The organism is Streptomyces sp. NBC_00435, assembly GCF_036014235.1.
Lineage (GTDB): Bacteria > Actinomycetota > Actinomycetes > Streptomycetales > Streptomycetaceae > Streptomyces.
The window spans coordinates 468635-483912 of sequence record NZ_CP107924.1; the positions used below are offsets into that span (position 1 = coordinate 468635).

Consider the following 15278-nt stretch of genomic DNA (forward strand, 5'->3'; position numbering starts at 1 on the left):
TTCGGGCCGGTGGCCGGCCCGTGGCGGGATCGGGCTCAGAAGCCGAGGCTCCAGGAGTCGATCTTGCCGGTGTCGCCGCCCGCGTTGTCGTTGACGCGCAGCTTCCAGGTGCCGTTCGCCACCTCGGAGGAGGCGTTGACGGTGTAAATCTGGTTGATGTTGTCGGCGCTGCCGCCGGCACGGTTGTGCAGCGTGTAGACCGAGCCGTCGGGGGCGATCAGATCGACCTTGAGGTCACCGATGTAGGTGTGGACGATGTTCACGCCGACCTTGAGGGCGGCCGGGGCGTTGCCCGTGACCCCGGTGACGGTGATCGGGCTCTCCACCGTGGAGTTGTCGGCGATGGCGAAGTCGCCGGTGTTCTCGAAGGACGGGGTGGTGGGCGTGGAGGTCACGGCCGTCACGGCCGCCGCGGCGTCCGCCAGACCCGTGCCGCAGCCGCCGGTGCAGGTACCGGCCAGCGGGCGGGCGGTCGTCTTGATGGCCGACTCGACCTGCGCCGGGGTCAGCGAGGGCTTGGCGGAGACGAGGAGCGCGGCGAGACCCGCGATGTGCGGGGCGGCCATGCTGGTGCCCTGGTAGGGCTTGTAGATCTCGGCGCCGGGGGTGGTGGCGCCGTCGTTCAGGGTGGAGAGGATGCCGTTCTCGGGGGTCGTGACGGTACCGGGCGTGTCGGTGCTCCGGCGGGTCTCACCGCCCGGGGCGGCGACGTCGATGATCGCACCGTAGTTGGAGTAGAAGGAGCGGTCCCCGGCGCGGTTGGTGGAGGCCACGTTGACCACGTTGTTGCAGCTGGCGGGCGAGAAGCCGGCCGCGTCCGCGTTGCTGTTGCCCGCGGCCACGACGACGGTCGTACCGCGGCCGACGGCCGCGTTGATGGCGTTCTGGTAGGTGGCGGTGCAGGCGCCCGAGCCACCGAGGGACATGTTGATCACCTTGGCGGGGGTGGCGTTCGCCGGGACGCCCGAGACGGAGCCGCCGGAGGCCCAGGTGATCGCGTCGACGATGTCCGAGGTGGCGCCGCCGCACTTGCCGAGCACGCGCACGGGCTGGATCTTCGCGTTGTACGCGATGCCCGTGACGCCCTTGGAGTTGTTGGCGACGGCCGCGATGGTGCCTGCCACGTGGGTGCCGTGCCAGGAGGATCCGCTGGCCGTCGAGCCCGTACCGCATTCGCCGGCGGCGCTCCAGTCTCCCTGGTCGGCCGGGTTGTTGTCCCGGCCGTTGCCGTCACGGGCGGCGGTGGAGCTGGAGATGAAGTCGTAGCCGGCGACGATGTTCGCGGCCACGTCGGAGTGGGCGACGTAACCGGTGTCGATCACGGCGACGGTGACGCCGGAGCCGGTGGCCTTGTCCCAGGCGGCCGGGACGTTCATGCCGGCGGTGGGCTCGAAGAGGTCCCACTGCTTCGCGTACTCGGTGTCGTTGGGGGTGACGGCGAGGGCGTACGCACGGGAGTCGGGCTCGACGTAGGCGACGTCGGGGTCGGCGCGGAACTGGGCCATGACGGCGGCCGCGTCGGCCGGCGCGGTGGATCCGCCGAGGTTGACGAGTGCGGCTCCGGTACCGAGGCGGCGCTCGAACTTCGCCTTCTTCGAGGCCTTCTTGCCCTTGACCGCCACGTCGGCGGCGGCCGCGTCGTTCGAACTGGCCTTGGACGAGGAGGACTTGTATCCCACGATGAGGTTCTCGACGGGGGCGGCGGCGGGGGCGCCGGCGACCGGGAGAGCCTGGGAGGCGGGGGCGGGGTCCGCGGCGGTCAGCGCCATGGAGGTGGCGGCGGAGCCGGCGAGCAGGGTGACGGACATCGCCACCACGGATATGAGCCTACGTCTGGATGCGTGCACGCTGTTCCCTTTCGCGGGCCGTCCCGGGCGGGCCGGAACGGCCGGGTAGTGCAATGTGGGAGGTGAGGAGCCTGCGGCCGCGCGACCGGGACGGGCTGGTCAAGTCCGCCCGGTCACGCTGCTGCTCACCACGTCGCCCGCCGCAGCGTCGGGGCTGGGCGACGGTGGCACCGGCGCAGGTCCGACCTGTGGCTTCGCGCCATGTGGGGTGGGCGCGGGGGCCGTTCGGACGGGGAGGAACGCCGGTGGGCAGACAGTAGGCAACGCCGAGATGAACGCGATACGGGGAAAACCCTTGTCCACCCCCTGCCGGTCCCCCACCACCCTCCTGACGGGCCTTGTCCCCGTGGCCCTCACACCCCGCCCGAGGTGCGTCCTAGGGTGGCGGGAGCGTTGACGCGCCGAACCGAGGAGATTTGGACATGCGTGAGCTCCACCCCCCGATCGAGCCGTACGACGAGGGAATGCTCGACGTCGGAGACGGCAACCTGGTCCACTGGGAGGTCTGCGGCAATCCGGACGGGAAGCCCGCGCTCGTCGTCCACGGCGGTCCGGGATCGGGATGCACCTCCGACCACCGCCGGCTCTTCGATCCCGCTCGGTACCGGGTCGTCCTGTTCGACCAGCGCGGCTGCGGCCGCAGCACCCCGCACGCGAGCGATCCCACGACCGACATGCGGCACAACACCACCGGGCACCTGATCGCCGACATGGAACGGCTGCGGGAGCACCTGGGCATCGAGCGCTGGCTGCTCTACGGCGGCTCGTGGGGCTCCACGCTGATCCTGGCCTACGCCGAGCGGAATCCGGAGCGGGTGTCCGAGATCGTCATCCCGAGCGTCACCACCACCCGGCGCTCGGAGATCGAGTGGCTCTACCGCGGGGTCGGGCGCTACTTCCCCGAGGAGTGGGAGCGGTTCCTCGCCGGGGCCGCCGGAACGCCGCGCGACGGCGACGTCCTCGCGGCCTACGCGCGCCTCGTACGGCACCCCGACGAGAAGGTCCGGGAGCGGGCCACGGCGGACTGGTGCGCCTGGGAGGACGCCGTGCTGTCCGGCGAGACGAAGGGCGCCTCGCAGCCCTACTCCGGCCGCCCGTCGACCGCCCGGCTGGCCCTGGTCCGGATCTGCTCGCACTACTTCTCCCACGGCGCATGGCTGGAGGAGGGCGAGCTGCTGCGCGAGGCCCACCGGCTGGCCGGCATCCCGGGCGTCCTGATCCACGGCAGGCTCGACATGGGCGGCCCCCTCGACACCGCGTGGGAGCTGTCCCGTGCCTGGCCCGGCGCGGAGTTGAGCGTGGTCGAGGACGCGGGCCACCTGGGCGGCACGACGACCCTCGACCTCGTGCTGCGCGCCCTCGACCGGTTCTCGGTCGGGGGCCCGGACGGGCGCCTGGACGGGCGCCCGGACCTTACGCCGGCGGGTTGAGCTTGCGGAAGTACGTCCAGCTCGTCTCGTTCGGCTCGGTCCACTTCTCCGGGGCGTGCGCGAACTCCGGGTGGTGCGCGGCGACGTACGCGCGGGTGCGCTCCGGGACCTCGGCGTAGGAGGCCAGTTTGCGGCCCCGGCAGTGGAAGGTGAGCCCGCCGGGACGGGGGCCCTGCTCCATCCAGGGGAGCCAGGGGGACATCCGGGTCCAGGACATGGTGGACGGGACGCTGGGCGCGTCGGTGGTGAGGACCGAGGCCGGTGCGAAGAACTGGAAGAGCTCCAGGGCCCGGTAGGTGTCGTCGGCCGAGTTCGCCGGGTACTGCGCCACGGGCAGCGGCGAGGGGTAGGCGAGCGGTACCTCCATGCTGAAGCAGACCTGATCGCCCAGTTCGGTCATGGGGACCGGGAAGGGACGCCACCGCTGGTTCGCGGGGTCGTTCCACACGTGGATCACCGGCTTGTCCTGCCAGGTCTCCAGGATCTCCCGGGTCACCGGGTCGAGGTAGAACGCGGCCTCGCGGGTGAGGAGCTGGTAGGTCCCGGGCGTCCCGTCCTCCACCAGGCGGGCCGTGTTCAGGCCCTCGAAGCCGAAGAGCCGCTGGTAGGGCTCGCCGGGGGCCCAGGAGTGGATGTCACCCGTCCACCAGAAGGTGACCTCCGTTCCGTCGAGGGAGGCACGGGTGCGGGCCAGGGCCCGGAGGAGATCTTCGGGAGTCATAGGGGCCACTGTGCGCGGTCGGCGCGCGCCGGGCAAGGACCGGACCGGCCACGAAGGGCGCGGGGGCGCGGAAAAGTCTTTCCGGCTGCCGGACTTGTCGATCTAGTCTTCGGACCATGCCATCAACAGTTCGACTCATGATCCTCATCACCGCTCTCCCCGGTCGCGGCCAGGAACAGATCGACGCCTACGAGCGCCTCGCCCCGGTCGTACGGGCCGAAGAGGGGTGCCTGCGCTACGACATGCACCGGGTGAGCGGCGCCCCGGAGCGCTTCGTCCTCGACGAGGAATGGTCCTCGAGGGCGGCGCTCGCCGCGCACGACGCCACCCCGCACATGATCGAGGCCGACGCCGCCAGCCCCGCCTTCCGGGCGGGACCGGCGGAGGTGATCGAGCTGGACGCCGAACCGCTGGCCTGAGCCGGCCCCGGGATCACCGCGGGCGTGCGCCCGGGCCGAGGAGTTCGATCTCCCGGCCGGCACGCGGGGAGTGGACCCCCCGGTTGAGGGCTTCGGCGCACCGCAGTTCGGCGTCGGCCTCCCGCTCGTGGCCGGTGAGCCGGTACAGCCTGGCCCGCTCCACGTGGGTGAGCATGATCGCGCGTTCCTGCTGCGCGGGGCGGGCGGCCAGCGAGGCGTCCAGGGCGGCATGGGCCGCCGGGTGGTCCCCGAGCAGGCCGAGGACGACGGCGCGCTTGAAGTGCAGGGCGGCCGGACGGTAGGTGTGGAAGGGGTCCGTGTCGCCCGCGGCCAGGCCCTGCAGCCGGTCCGCGGTGTCCAGCCAGGCCAGGGCCTGTGTGCGGTGGCCGAGAGTGGCGTGCACCTGGGCCGCCTGGGCCGCGACGAAGGCCTGCACGGCGACGGGTGTCCGCGGGGCGACCTCCAGTGCCCGGCGTACGTAGGAGAGCGCGACGGCCGGCTGGTCCTGCTCCAGCGCGTCCTGGCCGAGCATCCGCAGGGCGATGGCCTGGGTGGAGGGCTCCCCCGCCAGCACCGCGAGGGAGGCGGCCCGGCTCAGGGTCCGCCGCGCCTCGGCGAAGGAGCACTGGTCGGCGTAACTACGGGCCAGGAGAAGGACCGTACGTGCCGCGTGGCCGATCTCCAGGGCCGACAGGGTGCCTTCGCCGCGGCCGGTGAGGACCGTGCGGAAGGTGCTCCGGAGGTACGCGAGGAGTACGGGCGCGGTGGCATCCCCGCCGAGGGCGTCGACCTGGCCGGTGAAGAAGCTCTCGGCGGCCCGGCGCAGCTCCGTGTGCGACAGGGCCGGGACCTGGCCGCCCGCGGCATCGGCGCCGCGGTCACGCTGTTCGGGGACCCGGTGCGCTTCTCCCGCGGTCCGGGGCCGGCGGTGGGGGTGGAGACCGGGGACGGTGGCGAGGAGCTCCGCCGCCCTGGCGTGGAGGCCGGGGGCCGGGTCGTGGCCGGTGTGGTCCACGGCGGCGCGGTCCATGCCGATGTCGGCCGGGCCGACGGGCCGGTCCAGCCTCCCGGCGAGGATCTCGCAGAGCAGGCCGGGGACGGGGTCGCGCGGCGTGCTGCCGCGCAGCCAGTGGGCGACCGAGGTCCGGTCGTAGCCGGTGGTGAGGCCGGCTGCGAGCGCGCTCGCGTTGAGCCGCCGGGCCAGGGCTTCGTAGGTCCAGCCGGTTTCCCTGATCAGGCGGTGCAGGAGGTGGTTGGAAGCGGGCACGGCGGTGGTCCTTCCTTGCGATGCGGGTCGCTCGAGAAGGTTGCTTTGCCCTGTGAACCGCCGAAGGGCGGCAAAGGTTGCGGGGCCAGGCCGGCGGGGCCCGCCCGTGCAACAGCTTCAACGCAGTGCGGCGCCGGGGCGGGCGGTGACCGCCCTGCGGACGCCAGGTTGACGCCGGCGGGGGCGGGCGGCAACCGTGACCCGCATGGGGAACGAACACCGACTGCTCACGCTGCTGGTCTGCCTGGTGCTGGCCGGCGGGCTGACCGCTGCCGCACTGGGGGCCGCGCGAGTGGGCGGCCCGCGCCCGCCGGCAGGGGCGGCCGGTCCCGTGCCCGCCGACTACGTGGACATCCGCGAGGTCCCGCCCGGCCCCGCCGGGCCCGGCGCGAACGGGCCGGACGCCTCGACGGGCCGGGTGTCGGTGGACTGCGGCCGCAATGCGGAGGGCCACTACAACGAGGACAACCTGGTGGTCTCGCCGGGGCTGCGCTCCGGCGCCCACCACACGCATGCCTACGTCGGGAACCTGTCCACGGACGCCTTCTCCACCGAGGCCTCGCTGGACGCGGCCGCCACCAGTTGCGCGGACGGGGACCGTTCCACGTACTACTGGCCCGTGCTGCGCCGCACGGACCTGCCCGGGGACCATCCCCACGAGGGCTCGGCGGGTCACGGCAACACGGGCCGGATCCTGCCCGAGGCGGCGGTGTCGGTGGAGTTCCTCGGCAGCCCGGTCAGCAAGGTGGTGGCGATGCCCCGGTTCCTGAACGCGATGACGGGCGACGCCGTGGCCCTCACGGCGGGCTCCGACGAGGACGTACGGGCCCGCTGGGGCTGCTCGGGCTTCCCCGACCGGTACACCACCCGCTATCCGCTGTGTCCGGCGGGCGAGCGCCTCACCCGTACGCTCACCTTCCCGAGCTGCTGGAACGGTCTGGACACGACCAGCCCCGGACACCGCTCCCACCTGCTCTTCCCGGCCGCGGGCGGCGTCTGCCCCCAGGGCACCTTCCCCGTACCCGAGCTGCGGATCTCCCTGGCCTACGAGGTGCCGGCCGGGGCGCCCGTCGCGCTCGACTCATTCCCCGAGCAGCGGCACAGCCCCAGGACGGACCACGGCATGTTCGTGAACGTGATGACCGGGCCGCGGATGGCGCAGGTCGTGGACTGCCTCAACCAGGGCCGCAGCTGTGAGTGACGCAGGTCACCTGAACCCGGAGCCCGTACGTGGCGTGTTGTGACCGCACCAGGTGAGCGAGAAAGACGGAGAGGGTGAGATGGCCGTACCACTGTGGCCCCGCAATCGGCGGGGCACGACCGACGAAGCACTGATCAAGTCGGTGTACGAGGAGCACGGCCACGCCCTGCTCGCGTACGCCACCCGGCTGACCGGCGACCGGGCCGCGGCCGAGGACGTCGTCCAGGAGACCCTGATCAGGGCCTGGCGCCATTCCGAGGCCCTCGTGAACGGGAAGGGCTCGGTACGCGGCTGGCTGCTCACGGTGGCCCGCAACATCATCACCGACCGGTACCGGGCCAAGGCGGCCCGGCCGCCGGAGGTCTCCGGCTCGCCGGCGCACCCGCCGGTGGAGGCGGACCACGCCGACGCGGTGGTGGACACGATGACCGTGCTGGGCGCGCTGGACCGGCTGTCGCCGGAACACCGGGACGTGCTGACGGAGTTGTACTACCGCCAGCGCAGTGTCGCCGAGGCGGCGGACACCCTCGGCATCCCGGCGGGCACGGTGAAATCGCGGGCGCACTACGCGCTCAAGGCACTGCGGGAAGTCTTCAGGGAAAGCACACGTACGGGCGGGCCCTCCCAACGGCCCGGCGGACTGCAGGAGGTGGTGGCATGAACCGGCAGCGGCACGAGGAGGAACTGCTCGGCCCGTACGTTCTCGGCGTCCTGGACGACGCGGACGTCCGCCGGGTCGAGGAACACGTGGACGGCTGCGTGCAGTGCCGTCAGGAGGTGACGGCTTTGCGTGAGATGGAGGCGGCGCTGGGCGAGGTCCCGGCCGAGGCTTTCCTCGACGGCCCGCCGCAGGGCGGGGACCTGTTGCTGCAGCGCACCTTGCGGCAGATGCGCCAGGAGGTGACCGGGGCGCGCCGGCGCCGGGGCGCGCTGACGGGACTGGCCGTGGCGGCCTCGCTGGCCGCCGTGTTCTGGGCCGGGACCCGGATGGGTGAAGGGAGCGCCGGGGCCGAGGCCCTGCCGCTGCCGACTCCCACGGTCTCGGCGCAGCCCTCGCCGCCGGTGGCGGGGACCAGGGTGGCTTCCGCGACGGACTCGGGTACGGGCGCGCGGATGACCGTACAGGTCACGCCCGCCGCCAAGTGGGTACGGGTGCACGCGGCGGTCACCGGGATCAGGGCGGGCGAGCGCTGCCGCATCGTCGTGCTCTCCAGGGACGGTACGCGCACCGTCGCGGGCGGCTGGGTGGTCGGTACCGCCGAGCACGGAGAGGGCAAGGGCGCGGCCCTGGACGGGTCGGCGGCGGTGGACCCCGCGGACGTGCGGGCGGTCCTGGTGGAGAACGAGTCGGGCGTGCAGTTCGTCTCGGTCCCGGTGGCCGCGTAACCGTTCCCCGGTCGGACCGGCCGTCCGCCGGTCCGAGCGGGGAACGTGACGGAGCCCGGGAGCATGTCCAGCTCCCGGGCTCCAGCTTGCCACCCATTTGCGCACACCGGCGGCGTTTAAGATCCGCGGGTCATGTTGAGATCGACGTGTTCTGCCGTTGAACTACAGCGGCACGAGAGAGCCGCCGAGGGGACTTGAACCCCCATCCGTCGATGTTCGCCCGCGCTCGGTCGATCCGGTGTTCGGCGGCGAATACTGAGACTGGAGCGAGAATCTGAGATTGACGGGGCCGCCTCTGCCAGGTTTGGGCCACCCCCGCACGTGGTGCGGGGGGAGGGATTCGAACCCCCAACTGACACCCCTTCATCAGCTTCAACATCAGTTTCAGCTTGCGCTCATCGCGCACCCCCCGCTCGCGACGGGGGGCGAATGTGGGGCTACCCGAAGAGGTAGCCGAATACCACGTCGCCGACCCGCTGGTCGGTGACCTCGGTGTTGTTCGCCTCCTCGCGGGCGAACTTGACGGCCTGCTGGAGCTTCTCGACGCGGTCGAGCAACTCGTTGACCCGTCGGGCGGGCAGCGCGCCGGAGAACTTCACCGTGGTCCAGTAACCGACCGCCACGTCCTCGTAGTACACCTCGACCTGCGCCGGGTGCTTCTCCGTGGCCTCGGCCTTCACGTGGTTGCGCGGGACCTTCTTCGTACGGATGGTCCGCACGGGGTCCGTCTTCCACGAGTCGGTCGACGGATCCAGGTTCCACGACTCGGACGCGTCGAGCACCGGCAGCTTGCGCACGAAGGTGTGCAGGTCTGTGAGCTGCTTCTCCAGGAACAGCAGGTACGGGACGGGCACTTGGGGCAGCAGCACGGTTCCGTCGACCACGACGTCGGCGACCGCCGCCCGGTTCGCCCAGTCCTTGGTGGCCGTCACGTCGAAGAGCCGCGTCAGGGTCCCGGCGGTCGCCCGCAGCGCGTCCTCGGCCTTGATCTGCACCCGTGTGGACTCGGGCGGCAGCTGCTCGCCCTCCTCGTCCTTGGGCTGGTAGATCCGGGCGATACCGGCCAGCAGAGCGGGCTTCTGCACATCCTGGTGAGCCTGGGTGAGCTCCTGGAGGGCCTTGGACTTGACGCCCTTTTCGACTGCGATGATCTGATTCAGCTTCGGCACACGGTGAACCTAACAACCCTTCGCCGCAAGCTCATCCGATTAAACGGGGGGCGTGCACCCGGCACCGGGACCCGCCCCCTCGGTGGTGTGCGAGGGGGCGGGAGCGGCGGCGGATCAGGCCAGGCGGACCGGGAGGTCGAAGAGGTCGTTCTGGGTCAGGATCGGCTTGTTGCGGAGCTCGGCCGGGGGGACGGCGAGGGTGAGGTCCGGGAAGCGGGCGTACAGGGCCGGGAGGGCCACCAGGGCCTCCAGGCGGGAGAGGGCCGCGCCGGGGCAGACGTGCGGGCCGTGGCCGAAGGAGATGTGGCGGTTCGGCGTGCGGGTGGCGTCGAACTCCCCCGCCGTCCCGCCGAACTGGGCCTCGTCACGGCCGATCGCGCCGAAGGAGACGATCAGGCCCTCGCCCTTGGGCAGGATCCGGTCACCCACCTCGACGTCCTCGGCGGCGAAGCGGATCAGGACGTGCGAGGTCGGGGTGGACCAGCGCAGCGTCTCCTCGATGACGTTCTCCCACGGGACCTCGCCCTTCAGGACGCGGGCACGCTGCTCGGGGTGGCTCTCCAGGGCGACGACCGCGTTGACGATCAGGCTGATCGTGGTCTCGTGACCGGCCGCGACCATCAGCTGGAGGGTGTTGGTGATCTCCTCGGTGGTCAGGTGGTCACCGTCCTCCGAGGCCTCGATCAGGGCGCTGGTGAGGTCGTCGCCCGGGTTCTCGCGCTTGGACTCGACGATGCGGGAGAACAGCGCGCCGAGGTCCGCCATCATCTGCGGCACCTCCTCGGGCAGCGTCTGCGTCGAGAAGAACTTCTCGAACAAGGCCTTCAGGCGCGGGTGCTCCGCGGCGTCGACACCCATCAGGTCGCTGATGACGTTCATCGGCAGCGGGTACGCGAACCGCGCCTTGAGGTCCACCGTCTCCCCGGCCGGCAGCGCGGCCAGCTCGTCCAGCATCCCGGTGGTCAGCGCCTCGATCCCGGCGCGCAGCTTCTCCACCCGGCGCACGGTCAGGGCCTGCGCGACCAGGGTGCGCAGGCGGCGGTGCTCCTCGCCGTCCACGGTGAGCATCGAGCGGCCGGGGTTGGCGAGGCCGATCAGGGGCCAGTCCAGCGGGATCTCACCGCGCTGCCAGGCGCCCCACGCGTTGATGTCCTTGACGATCCGGGGATCGGTCAGCAGCTTGCGGGCCTCGGCGTGGTGCGTGACGGCGTACACGCCGACGTCGCCGGGGAGGACCACCTGGACCAGCGGGCCGGCGGCGCGCAGTGCGGCGCTCTCGGCGTCGAGGTCGGTGACGAAGGGGTCCAGGGTGATGGCCGCGGGGCCGGTGTGGTCGATCGGGCACGTCATCGGGTGGCTCCAAGGGCGGGGGTCGGGGTGTAGGTCACGGGCAGGGCGGTCAGGCCGCGCAGCCAGGGCGAGGGGCGGCGGGCCAGGTCCCCGGCCGGTACGGCGAGGTCGACGTCGGGCAGCCGGTCGAGGAGCACCTCGATGCCCGTGCGCGCGATGACCTCGGCGACCTCCTGCGCGGGGAAGGGGCAGCGGTGTTCGCCGTGCCCGAAGGAGAAGAAGGCGTTGTTGCCGCCGGTGAGGGCGCCTGCGTCGGTGCGCACGTGCGGGTCTCCGTTGGCGGCGGCGAGACCGAGGAGGACGAGGTCGCCGCGGCCGATGCGCTGACCGCCCAGGTGGGTGTCGCGGGAGGTCCAGCGGCCGGCGACGTTCTGGGTGGGGGTGTCCTCCCACAGCACCTCGTTCATGGCCTCGCCGACGCTGTGCCGGCCGCCCGCGAGGGAGGCGGCGAACCGGTCGTCGGTGAGCATCAGGCGCAGGGAGTTGCCGATCCAGTCGGCGGTGGGCTGGTGGCCGGCGGCCATCATCACCATGAGGTCCTGGGCGACCTCCTCGACGGTGAAGCCGGCCCGGTTGGCGAGCATCCGGGAGACCACGTCGGGGCCGGGCTCGGCCATTTTGGCGGCGAGCAGCGCGAACATGGACTCGCCGAGGTGGCGTTGGCCCTCCAGGGCGCCCTCCCGGCCGTTGATCATGTCGTTCATGGCGGTGACGAGGCCGGGGCCCTGCTCGTCGGAGAATCCGTAGAGGCGGGCGAGGACGCGCAGGGGCAGCAGCATGGCGTATTCGCCGACGATGTCGCAGGATCCCTTGCCGCACAGCTGGTCGATCAGCTCGTCCGCGAACCGCTCGGCGTGTCCCTTGAGTTCGAAGGGGTCCACGGACTCGAGGGCGTCGGAGATGACGCCGGCCCGCTCCCGGTGGCGTTCGCCGACGGTGTAGAGGATCGACGGCTGCTTGCGGCCGATCATCGGGAGCAGCGGCCAGTCGGCGGGGATCCGGTCCCACTGGTTCCACAGCTCGGAGTCCCGGGAGAAGAGCACCGGGTCGCTGGTGACCTGGTGCAGCTCGCGGTAGCCGAGGACCAGCCAGGCCGGTACGTCGCCGTCGAGGACGACCGGGGCGACGGCGCCGTGGTCGCGGCGCATCTCCCGGTAGAGCTCGACCGGGTCGGTCTGGAACCGGGGGCCGCCGAGGAAGACGGGCTGGTGCTCGGGGGCGACGGGGCAGGTCACGGGGTGGGCTCCGGGGTCTGGGACGGGGGGCGGGGCGCGGCGGCCGTCTGGAGGTGCTGGACGAGGGAGATCAGGACGTGCTTGCTGGACTCCCGGGAGCGGGCGTCGCAGAAGACCAGCGGGACGCCGTCCGGCAGGTCGAGCGCGGCGCGGATCTGCTCCGTGGTGTGCGCGGGGCCGCCGAAGTCGTTGCAGGCCACGACGAAGGGCGTGCCGTGGTGTTCGAGCCGGTCGATGGCGTACCAGGAGTCGGCCAGGCGCCGGGTGTCGACGAGGACGACCGCGCCGAGGGTGCCGGAGAAGAGCCGGTCCCAGAGGAACCAGAACCGCTCCTGGCCGGGGGCGCCGAACAGGTAGAGCACGTTGCGGGCGTCGAGGGTGATGCGCCCGAAGTCGAAGGCCACGGTGGTGGCGGTCTTGCCGGCGACCCCGGCGATCCCGTCGACGTCGTCGACGGCCTCGCCGGCCTTGGTCATGGTCTCCTCGGTGTTCAGCGGGCGGATCTCGCTGACCGAACGGACCATGGTGGTCTTGCCGACGCCGAAGCCGCCCACGATGACGATCTTCAGTCCGTTGTCGGCGGTGCTGCGCAGTGCCCTGCGGGGCTGGAACGGTTCGGAGGTGTGTGGCCGCGCGGCGTCGGGGATCGTCGCGTCAGAGATTGCGGAGTCCAACGAGCACCTGCTCCAGGATGTCGGGGTCGGGAAGGCGGTACGCCGAGTTCGCCGTACGGGGGTGCCGGGCACTGATCCGTCCGGTTCCGAGCAGGTCGGCCAGCAGGATCCGGACGATCGACACCGGCAGTCCGAGCTCCGCCGCGATCTCCACGACGGCCGTCGGGAACTGGCACATCCGCAGGATCGCCGCGTGTTCGGACTGCATCCCGGGCACCGGGTCGTATTCGGCGACGACCAGGGTGACCAGGTCGAAGACGTCGGACCCGGAGCTGCTGCGGCCACCGGTGAGGGTGTAGAGCCGGTCCGGGGAGTCGTCCCGGCCAGGCCGGGGGCGGCTCATCCCCGGGGCCTGGCGATGAGGTGTTCGCCGAGCTGCTCGACCAGTTCGGACATGTTGTGGCCGACGAGGCCGGCGTCGGCCTCCTCGGTGGCGACGAGCGCGAGGTGGGCGCCCTCGCCCGCCTCGACGATGAAGAGGATCCCGCCGTAGAACTCGGCCATGGCCGAGCGGACTCCGCCGGTTCCGTCGCCGAACTCGATCGACGCCCCGTGGGACAGGCTCTGGATGCCGGCGGCGATCGCGGCGAGCTGGTCGGCCTGGTCGACGGAGAGCTCGGGCGTGCGGCACAGCTTGAGGCCGTCGCGGGAGAGCACGAGGGCGTGGCGGGCACCCGGTGTGCGCTCCAGGAGGCCTTCCAGGAGCCAGTTGAGCGTCTCGTCGGTGGTGAAGCCGGTCATGATCGCGTATTGCCTTCCAGGTCTGGGGTGTGCTCGGGCTGCTGCTCGTCGCCGGGGCCGGCGGCGCCGGGGCCCGCGGCGTCGCGGACCGCCTGGCGGAAGCTGCCGAAGCGCGCGGCCGACCGGGACGCCCCGGTGGGCGCCGGTGCCGCGGCCGTACGTGAGCCCGCGGTGTCCGGTCCCTCGGGATGGGCGGCGGCCAGGGTCCGTCCGCGGCGGCGCTGGGGCAGGCCGCTGTCGCCGAAGTGCGGGTGCTCGCCGGTGGGTTCGGCGTCCGGTTCGCCGGCGGCGCCGGTGTCCGGGTCCCGCGTACGGTCCTTCGCGCGGGCGGCGTCGGGCTGCCCGGCCGCGGTGTCGTGCACGGCCTCGGGCTCGGCGTCCGCCGGCGGTGTGGGCGGGGCCGCGGGCGCGGTCGCGGCGGAGAACCCGGGCGCCGTGCCCGGGGACGGCTGCGCCGGGATCGCGGGAGGCGGTGCGAGGGCGTCGGCGGCCGTGCGGCTGATCAGGTCCTGCGGGAGCATCATCAGTGCGCCCGTGCCTCCGCGCGCGGAGGGCCGGAAGGAGACGGTCAGCCCGTGCTTGCGGGCGAGCCGGCCGACGACGGCGAGGCCGAGCCGGGTTCCGGACAGTCCTGCCAGGTCCAGGGACTCGGCGGTGACGGCCTGTTCGGCGCGGCGGAGCTGGACCTCGCTCATGACCAGACCGCTGTCCTCGACGGTGATGACGATCCCTGACGGCACTTCCTCCACGTAGACGTGGACTTCGGCGGTCGGCGGCGAGAAGTTCGCCGCGTTGTCGAGGAGTTCCGCGAGCGCGTGCATGACGCCCTCGGCGGCGTGCCCGGCGACGGCGGCGTCGCTGGTGGAGTGCAGTCTGACCCGCTGGTAGCCGCCGATGCGGCCCATCGCGCCGCGCAGGATCGACTCCATGACGATCGGCTTCGCCCAGCGCCGGCCCGAACGGGCTCCGGTCAGGACGGCGATGGAGTCGGCGAGGCGGCCGGCCTGGGCCGTGCGGTGGTCGAGGTGGAGCAGGTCGCCGAGTACGTCCTCGGCGGCGTGCCGGTGTTCCATGTCGCGGAGGTCTGCGAGCATCCCGGTGGCCAGGGCCTGCATCCGGCCCGCGGCGTTGGCCGCGGCGGCCATGGCCGCGGCCCGGCCCGACTCGGCGCGGCGCAGTTGCCCGCCGAGCCGCTCACGGGAGGCGCTCTGGGCGGTGGCGAGTCCGTCGAGTTCGGCGGTGTGCGCGGCCGTCAGCTGCCGCAGCACGGAGGCGTGTTCGGCCTCGAGGTGCTCCAGCGCAGCGGCGTGTTCGCCGGTGAGGCGGGCGCGTTCGCCGGTGTGCGCGGCGGCGTCACGGGTCGCGTCGGAGATCAGCCGGGCGATGTGGCCGTCACGGGCCGCGAGTTCAGCGGTGAGGCCGGATATCCGGCCGCGCTGGATCCTGGCCGTGCGCGCGGACCAGGTCACGGCGAAGGCCGCGACCGCGAGCAGCAGCACACCCGCGCCGGAGAACCAGGCGAGGGGGGTGCCGATGGACGACGGGGCCGCGGCCACCGCCGCCGTGGAGAGCGCGCCACCGGCCACTGCGGTGATCAGCAGGGCCAGCGCGGAGGGGCGAAGGGGGGAGGGCGACGCCGTCATCAATCAAAGCCTCATACCGGGCGTAAATGGAGGAGAAGGTTCCTGGCAACGAGGCATCACTATAGGAGAGTTGTTGATCCTTTTGGACAGCGTCTGACAAGTTTTCACATCACTGATGACCATTAAGTGCCTTTCTCCTACGTTTTGCGCCCATGAAAGTTCGAACATCCACCAGCGCCCCGAGGGCCCGAAACC

Annotated in this window: 15 protein-coding genes; 5 read left to right on the forward strand and 10 right to left on the reverse strand. The window is 72.2% G+C overall.

What is annotated here, in order from left to right:
* Window positions 1-35: 35 nt before the first annotated feature.
* Window positions 36-1808, reverse strand: coding sequence for a S8 family peptidase (locus tag OG389_RS02150; protein WP_328303454.1), 1773 nt, complete (start codon window positions 1806-1808; stop codon window positions 36-38).
* A 461-nt stretch (window positions 1809-2269) separates the two neighbouring features.
* Between OG389_RS02150 and pip the strand changes: the two genes are divergently transcribed.
* On the forward strand, window positions 2270-3277 hold the full coding sequence (gene pip / locus OG389_RS02155; RefSeq protein ID WP_328296724.1) for a prolyl aminopeptidase: 1008 nt from the start codon (window positions 2270-2272) through the stop codon (window positions 3275-3277).
* Here the strand turns inward: pip and OG389_RS02160 are convergent.
* Window positions 3261-3998 carry a DUF1838 family protein gene (locus tag OG389_RS02160; RefSeq protein ID WP_328296725.1) on the reverse strand — a complete coding sequence of 246 codons (738 nt, stop codon included), beginning with the start codon at window positions 3996-3998 and terminating at the stop codon, window positions 3261-3263. The genes pip and OG389_RS02160 overlap by 17 nt on opposite strands.
* A 137-nt stretch (window positions 3999-4135) precedes the next feature.
* On the opposite strand from OG389_RS02160, the gene OG389_RS02165 reads away from it, so the two are divergent.
* Window positions 4136-4417: a putative quinol monooxygenase gene (locus OG389_RS02165; RefSeq protein ID WP_328296726.1), complete on the forward strand. Its 282-nt coding sequence runs from the start codon at window positions 4136-4138 to the stop codon at window positions 4415-4417.
* Between the two features lie 13 nt (window positions 4418-4430).
* On the opposite strand, the gene OG389_RS02170 is transcribed toward OG389_RS02165, so the two are convergent.
* A complete protein-coding gene (locus OG389_RS02170) occupies window positions 4431-5684 on the reverse strand; it encodes a tetratricopeptide repeat protein (protein ID WP_328296727.1) in 1254 nt (417 codons plus the stop codon).
* A 205-nt stretch (window positions 5685-5889) separates the two neighbouring features.
* Here OG389_RS02170 and OG389_RS02175 point away from each other — a divergent pair, with 205 nt between their 5' ends.
* The 3 genes from OG389_RS02175 (at window position 5890) to OG389_RS02185 (ending at window position 8271) form a co-directional block, all read left to right on the forward strand.
* On the forward strand, window positions 5890-6885 hold the full coding sequence (locus tag OG389_RS02175) for a DUF1996 domain-containing protein (RefSeq protein WP_328296728.1): 996 nt from the start codon (window positions 5890-5892) through the stop codon (window positions 6883-6885).
* A gap of 79 nt (window positions 6886-6964) precedes the next feature.
* Window positions 6965-7546, forward strand: a complete 582-nt coding sequence (locus tag OG389_RS02180) for a sigma-70 family RNA polymerase sigma factor (protein ID WP_328296729.1) — start codon at window positions 6965-6967, stop codon at window positions 7544-7546.
* Window positions 7543-8271, forward strand: coding sequence for an anti-sigma factor family protein (locus tag OG389_RS02185; protein WP_328296730.1), 729 nt, complete (start codon window positions 7543-7545; stop codon window positions 8269-8271). Before OG389_RS02180 ends, OG389_RS02185 begins: the two co-directional genes overlap by 4 nt.
* Window positions 8272-8708: 437 nt before the next feature.
* Here the strand turns inward: OG389_RS02185 and OG389_RS02190 are convergent, their stop codons facing one another.
* The 7 genes from OG389_RS02190 to OG389_RS02220 form a co-directional block, all read right to left on the reverse strand.
* Window positions 8709-9440: a DUF7873 family protein gene (locus OG389_RS02190; RefSeq protein ID WP_328296731.1), complete on the reverse strand. Its 732-nt coding sequence runs from the start codon at window positions 9438-9440 to the stop codon at window positions 8709-8711.
* Between the two features lie 114 nt (window positions 9441-9554).
* Window positions 9555-10790 carry a cytochrome P450 family protein gene (locus tag OG389_RS02195; RefSeq protein WP_328296732.1) on the reverse strand — a complete coding sequence of 412 codons (1236 nt, stop codon included), beginning with the start codon at window positions 10788-10790 and terminating at the stop codon, window positions 9555-9557.
* Window positions 10787-12025, reverse strand: a complete 1239-nt coding sequence (locus OG389_RS02200; protein WP_328296733.1) for a cytochrome P450 — start codon at window positions 12023-12025, stop codon at window positions 10787-10789. Before OG389_RS02200 ends, OG389_RS02195 begins: the two co-directional genes overlap by 4 nt.
* Window positions 12022-12699 (reverse strand): GTP-binding protein, encoded by a 678-nt coding sequence (locus OG389_RS02205; protein WP_443059192.1) that lies wholly within the window; start codon window positions 12697-12699, stop codon window positions 12022-12024. The genes OG389_RS02200 and OG389_RS02205 overlap by 4 nt, the downstream gene beginning before the upstream one ends.
* Window positions 12680-13042 carry a DUF742 domain-containing protein gene (locus OG389_RS02210; RefSeq protein ID WP_328296734.1) on the reverse strand — a complete coding sequence of 121 codons (363 nt, stop codon included), beginning with the start codon at window positions 13040-13042 and terminating at the stop codon, window positions 12680-12682. Before OG389_RS02210 ends, OG389_RS02205 begins: the two co-directional genes overlap by 20 nt.
* The gene (locus OG389_RS02215; RefSeq protein WP_328296735.1) at window positions 13039-13440 is read right to left on the reverse strand and encodes a roadblock/LC7 domain-containing protein; all 402 of its coding nucleotides are present in this window, start codon (window positions 13438-13440) and stop codon (window positions 13039-13041) included. Before OG389_RS02215 ends, OG389_RS02210 begins: the two co-directional genes overlap by 4 nt.
* Window positions 13437-15083, reverse strand: a complete 1647-nt coding sequence (locus OG389_RS02220; protein WP_328296736.1) for a sensor histidine kinase — start codon at window positions 15081-15083, stop codon at window positions 13437-13439. The genes OG389_RS02215 and OG389_RS02220 overlap by 4 nt, the downstream gene beginning before the upstream one ends.
* Between the last annotated feature and the right edge of the window lie 195 nt (window positions 15084-15278).